The organism is Mycobacterium sp. (assembly GCF_032162605.1).
Lineage (GTDB): Bacteria > Actinomycetota > Actinomycetes > Mycobacteriales > Mycobacteriaceae > Mycobacterium.
This window is the reverse complement of sequence record NZ_JAVROT010000637.1, coordinates 1-10725: the sequence shown is the minus strand read 5'-3', so window position 1 is coordinate 10725 and position 10725 is coordinate 1. Positions and strand designations below refer to the sequence as shown.

General features: G+C 66.8%; 13 protein-coding genes and 2 pseudogenes. 8 read left to right on the top strand and 7 right to left on the bottom strand.

The features are described 5' to 3' along the window. Positions 1 to 393, top strand: a pseudogene (locus tag QOI01_RS36285) (isocitrate lyase); the annotation flags it as partial. 97 nt (positions 394 to 490) lie between these two features. Then, positions 491 to 1348: a 3-hydroxyacyl-CoA dehydrogenase family protein gene (locus QOI01_RS36280; protein ID WP_526389103.1), complete on the top strand. Its 858-nt coding sequence runs from the start codon at positions 491 to 493 to the stop codon at positions 1346 to 1348. A 13-nt stretch (positions 1349 to 1361) separates the two neighbouring features. Here the strand turns inward: QOI01_RS36280 and QOI01_RS36275 are convergent, their stop codons facing one another. The 3 genes from QOI01_RS36275 to QOI01_RS36265 form a co-directional block, all read right to left on the bottom strand. Next, positions 1362 to 1550: a hypothetical protein gene (locus tag QOI01_RS36275; RefSeq protein WP_526389101.1), complete on the bottom strand. Its 189-nt coding sequence runs from the start codon at positions 1548 to 1550 to the stop codon at positions 1362 to 1364. A gap of 699 nt (positions 1551 to 2249) precedes the next feature. Further along, positions 2250 to 3110: a polyphosphate kinase 2 family protein gene (locus tag QOI01_RS36270; RefSeq protein WP_526389099.1), complete on the bottom strand. Its 861-nt coding sequence runs from the start codon at positions 3108 to 3110 to the stop codon at positions 2250 to 2252. Between the two features lie 84 nt (positions 3111 to 3194). Continuing rightward, entirely contained in the window at positions 3195 to 3911 is a 717-nt protein-coding gene (locus tag QOI01_RS36265) for a TetR/AcrR family transcriptional regulator (RefSeq protein ID WP_526389098.1), read from the bottom strand. Between the two features lie 76 nt (positions 3912 to 3987). Between QOI01_RS36265 and QOI01_RS36260 the strand changes: the two genes are divergently transcribed. From QOI01_RS36260 to QOI01_RS36235, 6 genes and pseudogenes are all read left to right on the top strand, one after another. After that, on the top strand, positions 3988 to 5316 hold the full coding sequence (locus QOI01_RS36260) for a DUF445 domain-containing protein (protein ID WP_526389096.1): 1329 nt from the start codon (positions 3988 to 3990) through the stop codon (positions 5314 to 5316). A 101-nt stretch (positions 5317 to 5417) separates the two neighbouring features. Then, positions 5418 to 5810 carry a helix-turn-helix domain-containing protein gene (locus tag QOI01_RS36255; RefSeq protein ID WP_526389094.1) on the top strand — a complete coding sequence of 131 codons (393 nt, stop codon included), beginning with the start codon at positions 5418 to 5420 and terminating at the stop codon, positions 5808 to 5810. Between the two features lie 59 nt (positions 5811 to 5869). Beyond that, positions 5870 to 6478: a heparin-binding hemagglutinin gene (locus tag QOI01_RS36250; RefSeq protein ID WP_526389092.1), complete on the top strand. Its 609-nt coding sequence runs from the start codon at positions 5870 to 5872 to the stop codon at positions 6476 to 6478. A 66-nt stretch (positions 6479 to 6544) separates the two neighbouring features. Then, positions 6545 to 6826, top strand: coding sequence for a DUF2516 family protein (locus QOI01_RS36245; protein ID WP_526389105.1), 282 nt, complete (start codon positions 6545 to 6547; stop codon positions 6824 to 6826). A gap of 4 nt (positions 6827 to 6830) precedes the next feature. Beyond that, complete coding sequence (locus tag QOI01_RS36240; RefSeq protein WP_526389090.1) at positions 6831 to 7256, top strand: DUF2599 domain-containing protein; 426 nt, start codon at positions 6831 to 6833, stop codon at positions 7254 to 7256. A 149-nt stretch (positions 7257 to 7405) separates the two neighbouring features. Beyond that, a pseudogene (locus QOI01_RS36235) lies at positions 7406 to 7492 on the top strand (hypothetical protein); the annotation flags it as partial. On the opposite strand, the gene QOI01_RS36230 reads toward QOI01_RS36235, so the two are convergent. The 4 genes from QOI01_RS36230 to QOI01_RS36215 all read right to left on the bottom strand — a co-directional run bounded on the left by QOI01_RS36230 (position 7489) and on the right by QOI01_RS36215 (position 10691). Then, the gene (locus QOI01_RS36230; RefSeq protein WP_526389088.1) at positions 7489 to 8460 is read right to left on the bottom strand and encodes an LmeA family phospholipid-binding protein; all 972 of its coding nucleotides are present in this window, start codon (positions 8458 to 8460) and stop codon (positions 7489 to 7491) included. The pseudogene QOI01_RS36235 and the gene QOI01_RS36230 sit on opposite strands and share 4 nt — an antisense overlap. Continuing rightward, positions 8457 to 9272, bottom strand: coding sequence for a carbon-nitrogen hydrolase family protein (locus QOI01_RS36225; RefSeq protein ID WP_526389086.1), 816 nt, complete (start codon positions 9270 to 9272; stop codon positions 8457 to 8459). Before QOI01_RS36225 ends, QOI01_RS36230 begins: the two co-directional genes overlap by 4 nt. 38 nt (positions 9273 to 9310) lie before the next feature. Then, positions 9311 to 10105: a class I SAM-dependent methyltransferase gene (locus QOI01_RS36220; RefSeq protein ID WP_526389084.1), complete on the bottom strand. Its 795-nt coding sequence runs from the start codon at positions 10103 to 10105 to the stop codon at positions 9311 to 9313. A 79-nt stretch (positions 10106 to 10184) separates the two neighbouring features. Next, positions 10185 to 10691 (bottom strand): DUF2505 family protein, encoded by a 507-nt coding sequence (locus tag QOI01_RS36215; protein WP_526389082.1) that lies wholly within the window; start codon positions 10689 to 10691, stop codon positions 10185 to 10187. Between the last annotated feature and the right edge of the window lie 34 nt (positions 10692 to 10725).

Genomic DNA, 10725 nt, shown 5'->3' with positions numbered 1-10725 from the left:
GAGGGCGTCAAGAGCGAGTTCCCGGACCAGATGCTGGCCTACAACTGCTCGCCGTCGTTCAACTGGAAGCAGCACCTGGACGACGCGACCATCGGGAAGTTCCAGAAGGAGCTCGGCGCGATGGGCTTCAAGTTCCAGTTCATCACCCTCGCCGGCTTCCACGCGCTGAACTACTCGATGTTCGATCTGGCCTACGGCTACGCCCGCAACCAGATGAGCGCCTACGTCGAGCTGCAGGAGCGCGAGTTCGCGGCCGAGGAGCGGGGCTACACCGCGACGAAGCACCAGCGCGAGGTCGGCGCGGGCTACTTCGACCGGATCGCCACCATCGTCGATCCGACCAGCTCCACCACCGCGCTCGCCGGTTCGACCGAAGAGGGTCAGTTCCACTGAGCGGGTGAGCCGCTTGGCTCATAGTTGACAGCGCAGGCCCCGCCCACGATCGTTGGGCGGGGCCTGACGCTTATCGAAACGGAGTACAACGTTGAGCGTGAAAGAGATTGACCGAGTTGGCGTCGTCGGCGCCGGGCAGATGGGCGCGGGGATCGCAGAGGTATCTGCCCGCGCGGGTGTCGACGTCCTGGTCTACGAGCCGACCGAGGCGCTCACCACTGCGGGCAAGGCGCGCATCACCAAGTCGCTCGAGCGCGGCGTCAGCGCGGGCAAGGTAACCGAGCGCGAGCGCGACGCCGCACTGGCCAAGCTGAAGTTCACCACCAATCTGGCCGATCTGTCGGACCGTCAGCTGGTGATCGAGGCGATCATCGAGGACGACGCCGTCAAGGCCAAGGTCTTCGCGGAGCTCGACGAGGTCATCACCGATCCCGACGCGGTGCTGGCGTCCAACACCTCGAGCATCCCGATCATGAAGATCGCGGCGGCGACCAAGAATCCGGGCCGGGTGCTGGGGCTGCACTTCTTCAACCCGGTCCCCGTGTTACCGCTCGTCGAACTGGTCAGCACCCTCGTCACCACCGACGAGGCCGCCGCGCGAACCGAGCACTTCGCGAGCACGGTGCTCGGCAAGCAGGTCGTGCGCTGCGCCGACCGGTCCGGCTTCGTCGTCAATGCGCTGCTGGTGCCCTACCTGCTCTCGGCAGTGCGGATGGCCGAGTCCGGCGTGGCCACTGTCGAGGACATCGACAAGGCGGTCGTCGCCGGCTTGTCGCATCCGATGGGGCCTCTGAAGCTGTCCGATCTGATCGGGCTTGACACGCTGAAGCTCATCGCGGACAAGATGTTCGAGGAGTTCAAGGAGCCGCTGTTCGGCCCACCGCCGCTGCTGCAGCGGATGGTCGAGGCTGGCCAGCTGGGCAAGAAGTCGGGCAAGGGCTTCTACACCTACTAGCGCCGAGCGTCGGTCAACGCCTTCGTGGCCCGTGGCACGATCGAGGGGCGTTCGTATCGCAATTGCCGACTGCTGGGACGATGTCGTTCTCGTAGTCGACGGCGTTGGTGAAGTGTTGCTCGCCGTCGTATTCGACGCCCACCTTCCATTGCGGCCAGCCCATGTCGACGCGTCGTACAACCCGGCCGAGGTCGTTGGCCACGGGTATCTGCGTGATCGGCCGCGGTAGACCGGACCGCACGAGCAGCAGCCGCAGCAGCGTCTCCTGTGGCGATTCGGCGCCCCGTCGGCCAGGTCGAGCGTGCTCCGCAACTGCCGGAGACCTCGTGCGCCCGGGTAGCGGGCGGCGAGCGCTTCGACCTCGGCGATGCAGCACTGCGTCGCGTTCAAGAGTGCATCGACGCGAATGATGCCCTTGTCCCTTGGTATTCGTCGTCCGACGTCGTAAGCCGTCCGAGCCGCTGTGCTGCAAGGAATCCCGCGATGCTCGTGCACCTCGTCGTCAGCGATCGCACCGCTGTGCACGATGATGCCCTTCGGAGCCGGATGTCGCGAGCGCGCTAGCTCCGCCGGTTCGTCCGCGGGTATCCACTTGCTACCAAGCATGGCCGCGGCTGAATTGCCGACCAGTACCGCGTCGCGGCGGGACCACAGCCACGCGGCCTGCGCGCGATCGAGTGCTGTCAGTTCCACGCCGACCGGCGAATAGACGTTGTGGTGCACCTTCACGTACCGCTTTCGCAGCATCTGCCGCGTCAGCGTTCCAGCGGCGAGGGCTTCAGAACCGACGATCAGTCTTTGCACACTCGGTTAGGCGCACCAGCCTGTTACTCGGTTCCCCGAGACTACGGTTCATGACGGATTTCGCCGGATTTTCATCAGAAACCGAAGTTTCGCCGGCTTAGCCGGAAGCCAGCCGTCTCTTCTGCTCTTCGACGTCGAAATCGGCTGGCGGCCAGGACAAGTCCAGCCCCTCCAGCGCCTCGATCACCAATTCGGTGATCGCCAGGCGGGAATACCACTTGCGATCGCAGGGGATGACGTGCCACGGTGCGTACTCCGTGGACGTGCGGTCCAGCACCGCCTGGTAGGCCTCCTGGTACTTGGGCCACAGCTCGCGCTCGTCGATGTCGGCGGGATTGAACTTCCAGTACTTGTCGGGCCGGTCGAGGCGTTTGGCGAGCCGCTTCTTCTGCTCGTCGAGGGAGACGAACATGGCGACCTTGACGATCGTCGTGCCGTCGTCGGCCAGTTCCTTCTCGAACGCGTTGATCTCGTCGTAGCGTGCGCCCCACACGTCGGGTGGGACCAGGTCGTGCACCCGCACGACGAGCACGTCCTCATAGTGCGACCGGTCGAACACGCCGATGTGCCCGGAGCGCGGCAGGGCATTGCGGATCCGCCACAGATAGTGGTGGGCCAGCTCGTCGGCCGTCGGCTTGCCGAAGCTCGCGTACTCGATCCCTTGCGGATTGCCCGCTCCGACAACGTGTTTGACGATACCGCCCTTGCCTGCGGTGTCCATGCCCTGCAGTACCAGCAGGACCTTGCGGGTGTCACCCGACCGGCTGTTCGCGTACAGCATCTCCTGGAGTTCGGCGAATCGCTGGTTGCGCTCCTCCTGGAGCTCGGGGGCATCCGACTTCGATCCCTTGAAGCCGGGGGTGGCATGCGTCTTGATGTCGGAGACCTTGTCGCCCGCCGTGAACTCGAGGTGGACATGCGGCTCGTGCGTCCAGAGCGACGGGGTGTCGGTGCTCACGTGTCGGCTCCCGCTCGCTCCGGTCCTCGCTCGTGCCTCGCTGCGATCCTCACTCCGCGATCGCCTTCGGTGTCGGTCATCCGGTCAGTCAAGCAGTTGCGACGGCACCTTCGGGGACGGATGCGGCATCGAGTTGAACTTCTCCAGCGAGCCGTTCGCCTCGACGATGCCGCCGAGCGCGTTCCACGACAGCATCGTCAGGTAGTCGATGAGTTGGTCGGCGGTCATCCTGGGGTGCGACATCCAGGAGTGAGTGGCCAGCTGCACGCCGCCGACGATCATGAATGCCCATGGCTGGGCACCGTGGGTGTCCATGCCCTCCTGTCCCATCCGGCGACGCAGCATGACGCCGAGCATCCGCGCGATGATCTGCTCGGAGTCGGCGACCGCCTTACTCTTGCTCGCGGAGCTGTTGGCCATCACGAACGGGTAGATCTCCGGTTCGGCGGCGACCGTGTCGACGTACACGCGGATGATCTCGCGGGTCAGGTCGTAGCCGTCGAGATTCGCCGTCAGCGCCGCGGCCATGTTGGGGATCAGGGTGGTCTGCGCGAAGCGCATCATCACGGCGGTGGTCAGGTCGTTCTTGTCGGCGAAATAGCGGTAGAGCACGGTCTTGGATACGCCGATCTCGGCCGCGATCTCATCCATGCTGACATTGCTGCCACGCTGACGGATGGCGTCCAGCGTTCCGTCGACCAACTCATTGCGTCGGTCGACCTTGTGCTGGTGCCAGCGTCGTTTGCGGCCGTCGGTCTTCACGGGCCCGCTTGGGGTCTGCTGTGCCACTTCCGCCGTCATTCCCATTCCCTCGTCCCCGCCATGATACGGCCGAAATCCTCCTTTGCCTCGGTGGGATCGACCAGCCGCCGGCGCCATGACGGATGATGGATGCGTGGTACACGCACCGACGTCCGAACAGCGGCCGAGCTTTGCGGAATCGATCGCGGGTGTGGATTCCGAAGCGGATGCCGAGCGTCGTCGCGGACTGCGTCGGATGAAGGTCGTCGCGGTGGGCTTTCTCATAGGCGCGACGGTCGTGTTCCTGGTGTCCACATGGGCCCAGTCGCACGGTGCCGCCAGCTGGGTGGGCTACGTCCGCGCGGCCGCGGAGGCTGGCATGGTGGGCGCGCTCGCCGACTGGTTCGCCGTGACGGCGCTGTTCAAGCATCCGCTGGGCATTCCCATCCCGCACACCGCGATCATCAAGCGCAAGAAGGACCAGCTCGGCGAGGGCCTCGGCTCCTTCGTGCGGGAGAACTTCCTGTCGCCCGAGGTGGTGGCGACCAAGCTGCGGGAGGCGCACGTCGCCGACCGGTTGGGCAAGTGGCTCTCCGATGAGGTGCACGCCGCGAGGGTCGCCGCGGAGGCGTCGACCGGGCTGCGGGTGCTGGTGGAGATGCTGCGCGACGATGACGTTCAGCAGGTCTTGGACCGCATGATCGTCAAACGCATCGCCCAGCCACAGTGGGGACCGCCGGTGGGACGGGTGCTGTCGAGCCTGCTGGAGGAGCACCGTCAGGAGGCGCTGCTGCAGCTGCTGGCCGATCGCGCCTTCGAGTGGTCGCTCAGCGCCGACGAGATCATCGAGCGCGTGATCGAGCGGGACTCGCCGACGTGGACGCCACGCTGGGTCGACAGCTTCGTCGGGGACCGCATCCACCGGGAGCTGATGGACTTCACCGACAAGGTGCGGCGCAACCCCGACCACGAGTTGCGGCGGTCGGCGACGAAGTTCCTGTTCGAGTTCGCCGACGACCTACAGAACGACGAGGCGACGATCGCCCGCGCCGAGAAGGTCAAGGACCAGATCATGGCGCGCGACGAGGTAGCCAAGGCCGCGGAGACGGCGTGGACCACCGCCAAGCGCATCTTCCTGGAGTCGGTCGATGATCCGACCTCGACGCTGCGCACCCGGATCGCCGACTCGGTGGTGCACATCGGCGAGTCGCTGCGCGACGATGCACACCTCCGCGACAAGGTCGACAAGTGGATCGTGCGCGCCGCTCAGCACCTCGCTGCGCAGTATGGGACGGAGATCACAGCGATCATCACCGAGACCATCGAGCGGTGGGATGCGGACGAAGCCAGTCGTCGCATCGAGTTGCACGTAGGCCGTGACCTGCAGTTCATCCGGATCAACGGCACTGTGGTCGGTTCGCTCGCGGGATTGGTCATCTACTCGGTGGCGCAGGTCCTGTTCTGAGCGGCCGCGAAAAACTGCTAACAAGCGCTTGCAATAGTTAGCACTCCGTCTTACGGTTGGGTTCGAAGCATTTCGGATACCCAACGCAGAGGGGGTTACACGTGCCGCAAGACGGAGATCTCGCCGCAGTCGTGTCCACCGCTGCACAGGACATCGGAGGCTTCATCCGTAGCCAGCGCGAAGCTGCGCAGGTTTCGGTGCGGCAGTTGGCCGAGAAGGCCGGCGTCAGCAATCCCTACCTCAGCCAGATCGAGCGGGGATTGCGGAAGCCGTCCGCGGAGGTTCTCAACCAGATTGCCAAGGCGCTGAGGGTTTCCGCTGACGTGCTCTACGTGAGGGCAGGACTTCTCGAGCCCAGCGAGCCGAGCGAGGTCCGCGACGCGATCGTTACGGACACCGAAATCACCGAGCGGCAGAAGCAGGTGCTGCTCGACATCTACACCTCGTTCGTGCAACAGAACGAGGCCTTGGATGAGGAGCCAGCCACTGACTGACACCCGATCAACTGTTGATTAGCCAACCGAAGACAACGTTTCGAAAGGAATCGAAGAACATGGCCGACAAGACCCAGCCCACCGTTGAAGACCTCAAGGCTCCGCTGCTCGCTGCCGTTGGCGCCGCCGATCTGGCGCTCGCCACCGTCAACGAGATCGTCGCCAGCCTCCGCGAGCGTGCCGAGGAGGCCCGCACCGGGGCGACCACCCGCGTCGAAGTGCGGCGTGCCCGAGTCACCAAGCTGCAGGAAGAGTTCCCTTCGCAGGTCGCCGACCTGCGCGAGAAGCTGAGCACCGACGAGCTGCGTAGGGCCGCTGAAGGTTACGCGGAGGCAGCCACCACGACGTACAACAAGCTCGTCGAGCGCGGCGAGGCAGCTCTGGAGCGCATCCGTCAGCAGCCGGCTGTCGAAGGGGCCGCCAACCGCGTCGAAAGCGTGACCGACCAGGCCGTCGAGCTGACACAGGACGCGCTGGGGACCGTTGCCAGCCAGACCCGCGCCGTCGGCGAGCGTGCCGCCAAGCTGGTCGGCGTCGAGCTGCCGAAGAAGGCAGAGAAGGCCGCCGCGCCGGTGAAGAAGGCTGCGGCCAAGGCACCTGCCAAGAAGGCACCCGCCAAGAAGGCTCCGGCCAAGGCGCCTGCCGCCAAGAAGGTGACACAGAAGTAACGAAGTCGCCTGGCTCGAAAGGCGAAGTCGACTGAGGGGACGTAACCCGCCTAGGCTTGGAGTGTGATGCTTCAGGACCTGGCGAGTTACGTCCTCTTCGCCATTCAGGTGGGCGTCCTGCTCTTGGGTCTTTATGCGTTCGTCCATGCGGCGATCCAGCGCACCGACGCCTACACCGCTGCCGAGAAGCTCTCCAAGCCGATCTGGCTGGCGATCCTCGGCGGCACCGGTCTGGTGGGAGTCTTCCTTCCGCCGCCGGTCGGCTCCGCGATCGCGGCGTGCGCGGTCGGCATCTATCTCGTCGACGTCAGGCCGAAGATCCTCGAAGTCCAGGGAAAGTCGCGATAACCCGATGCGTCCCATCCTCGCCGCCGTGACGGCGGCCCTCTTCCTGGCGGGCGCATCCGCCTCCGTGGGCCCGATGATCGCGACTGCCGTCGCCGACACCGCCGGCCCTCCCTTCGTCGACCACGCCGAGTGGGCGCACTGGGGTGACCTGTCCAGCCTGCGCGTGTATCCGACCCCGGCGGGTCGGGAGGTCGCGGGGCAGCTGAACAACGAGGTCCAGGGCGACGAGGCGTGGCGCGAGGTGCTGGCATCCGCGCCAGATGCCGACATGCCGGGCATGCGCGAGCAGTTCATGTGTCACTGGACGTTCGCCGAGGTCGCGCAGCCGGGTAAGACCAGCTGGAATCTCGAGCCCTGGCGGCCCGTGGTCGACGAGGGCACGATGGTGGACACGCGCTGCAATCCCGGCGGCACCGAAGAGCCGTTCTGATGCAACGACATTGGACCCGGGAACGCGTCGCCGGCATGGTCGTCCACACGCTGCTCAAACACGAGGCAGGAGAGGTCGACGTCCGATTCCTCGTCGAGGAGGCCACCGACCTCGGTGCGTCCGCGGTGTGCGTCTCGCCGTCGATGGTGCCCGCGATGCTCGACGCCGGAGCCACTCGACTGGGCCGGTCCGGAACGCGCGCGGTACTCGACGGGCTTGGGGCCGCCGAGTCCTAGAGGCCCGCGAAGCAGGGGTCCTCGCCGCCGGCGGGAATCGAGGCGTTGCGCGTCGAGAACTTGCTGACCACACCGGTGTCGGTGACCTGGATGCTGTCTGCGTGTACGCCGAGCGGGTAGTTCTTGGTCAACTGCCCGCTGAAGGCATCGAGCGCCGGCTGCACGGTCTCACGCGGCAGGGTGAACCCCAACCCCGTCAGCTGCTGCACCTGTAGCGAGACGCCGTTGTCCACGACCTCGGGCTTGGCGATGATGCTGCCCAGCGCGCCCTGCAGCTCGACGGTGCCGTTGGCAGCATTGGTGGTGACCCCGGTGACGAAGCTGCCGACGATGGGCACGGAGTCCTGGATGGTCTGCTTGATGCCGTCGGCCGTCCACGTGATGGTCGCGTCGAGGGCGCCGATCGTGCCCTTCGAGTTGCCGTTGTCGCCAAGGCGGACGTCGTCGACGGAGATCTGGGCCTTCATGCCCTTGATGTTGCGGATCTGGTTGCCCGCGGTGGTGATCGAGATGTTGCCGTAGTGGCCGGTCACGTGCTGCCACAGAAACGGGGGAAGGGTGCCGAACGACACCGTGGCGTCGTCCTGGATGACGCACTTCGTGGCCGTGGCGACGACCGAGTCGGCGCGGTGGCGGGCGTAGATCTCGCCGCCGATCAGGCCTGCGGCACCGAGCGCGAGGACGATGACGACGACAAGCACGATCGACAGCGGGTCGCGGATGAGGCGCTTGAATCCGCCGCCCCGCGACGGGGTCGCCTCCTCGGACGGTCGGGTCGGAGGAGGGCTCGGAGGCGGGCCCTGAGGCGGATATCCATGAGGTGGCGGTCCCTGCGGCGGTCCCTGATCCGGTGGTCCCTGAGGTGGCGGCCCGGCGTACTGCGGCTCTGCCGGGCTCCCTGACTGGGGCCGATTCGGCTGCGGCGGCTGTTGGGCAGGACGGGCCCAGGGATCGGAGGGATCGGTCACGCCTGCGATTGTGCCCTACCGGACCGCTCGAACTCGGCTCGGTTGCGCAGCACGGCGATGGCGTCGCGCGCTTTGTCGACGGTATTCAGGTCGACGTCGACGACCAGGAGCTGCGGATCGGCGCCCGCCGCGGCCACCACGTCGCCGGTGGGGGAGCAGGCCAGGCTGCCGCCGACCCCCGTCGGGCCGGAGGCGGCGATCTCGTCGCCCGGGTACGCCTGACCGACCGCGACGACGACGCTGGTGGAGTCGAGCGCGCGGGCCCGGGCGAGCAGGGTCCACTGTTCGAGCTTGCCGGGGCCAGACCCCCACGACGCGTGCACGGTGATGACCTGAGCGCCACGCTGGGCGAGCTCGACGTACAGCTCGGGGAAGCGAATGTCGTAGCAAGTGGTCACTCCGACGCCGACGCCGTCGACGGTGATCACCACGGGATCGAGACCTGGTGCGACCGTGCGTGATTCGGTGAATCCGAAGGCGTCGTAGAGATGAATCTTGTGATAGTGCTCGTCGATGCCCGCACCCGTCGCGATCAGGGTGTTGGTGACGCGGCCGTCGTCGCTGGGGCAGAACATCCCCGCCACGACCACGACGCCGGACCGCTCGGCGATCGTCCGAACGCCCGAGGCCCACGGCCCGTCGAGTGATTCGGCGACGGGTTTCAGCGGCACCCCGAACCGGCACATCGTGGCTTCGGGGAAGAGCACCAGACGCGCGCCCGCGTCGACCGCGCGCCGGGTGTGGTCCTCGACGAGGTCGAGGTTGGCCGACGGCACGGTGCCGCTCTGGATCTGCGCAAGGGCAATCCGCATGGCCTCTGCTTAGTGAGGCCGCCTAGTGCGGGGCGACACTACAGAGGAGCGACGGCCGACCACGGCACGGACAGCACGCCGTCGCGCAGGCGCCGCCGCGGCGGCTCGACGGGATAGCCATCGGTGGCCAGCGACACCAGCATCGCCCGCCAGCGCACCCGAGGCCCGAACACTCCGTGCCCCGCGGCGGCGGCCCACGCGCGATCGGCCGCCGTCAGCAGTCGATGGATCGGTTGACCCGCCACGTTGTGGTGGATCAGGACCTTGGGCAGCCGTTCGGCCAGATCCGACGGCCTCTCGATGGCGAACGGATCGCACGCCAGCGTCAGGCTCACCGGGCCTGCGTCGTCGAGCAGCACCCAGCAGCAGCGCCTGCCGAGCTCGTCGCAGGTGCCGTCGACGATCAACCCGCCGGGCGCCAACCGGGTCCGCATCTGCGTCCACGCGTCGGCGACGTCGTCCACGTGGTACTGGCGCAACACGTTGAACGCGCGCACCAGAACTGGTCGCAGCCCGGCCAGTTCGAAGCCGCCGAGCCCGAACTCGACGTCGGCCCGATTGATCTTCTCGGTGGCGGCGCGTGCGGCGTGCACGCGGTCGGGGTGGATCTCCAGCCCGACCACGCGCACGTCGGGTCGGACCGTACGCAGTCGAGCCGCCAACTCCAGCGTCGTCACGGGTAGCGCACCGTACCCGAGGTCGATCACCAGCGGCTCGGCGGCCGAGAGCAGTGCGCCCCGCACCCGTGGTGCGTGGACGAGCCAGCGATCGCTGCGGCGCAAACGGTTGTAACCGGTCGTGCCCCGCGTCAGCTGCCCAAGCGGCTGGAACATCTCCTAAGTCGCTTCGCTCTCCCCCGCAAGCGGGGGGACGTCCAACACCGGCCTCATAATCTGGCAGTTTAGTGCTGCTTCAGGCGTTTTCCCTGATCCACGCCGTGGTGAAGTGCTGTTCGGCGATCAGGAGGTCCACCAGCTGGCTACCGATGAAGTTCTCCACCTTGCCGCCGACGAGGGGGATGCGGACCTCGACGGTGGCCTTGAACTCGAGCCGCGATCCGGTCCCGGCGGCCGTCAACGCCGCCGTCGCAGTCAGCGTTGCGGGAGCGCCGGGGATCAACCCCTGCAGCACGGCGCTGGCGCACCCGTCGGTCACCGGGGTCCACGTCTCCTCGCGCACGAAACTCAGGTCCCCACGGTGGAATTGGGTGACGACGCCGGGCAGCCGGTCGGCTCGCAGCGTCTGGGTCGTGATCACGGCGAGGCCGCCGCTCGCGTCCGAGGTGATCGAGTCCAGGGTCGTCTCGTCGGCGCCGGACTGAGCCAGCCGCTCGATCCAGTACCGCTCGTCGCCGAAGGCCTTGCGGATCTGCTCGACGGTGCCGTCGTATTCGGCTGCCATGTCGAAGGAACGCGGCATGGGAGGCCACGCTACCGTTACGGCCCGTGGCCAC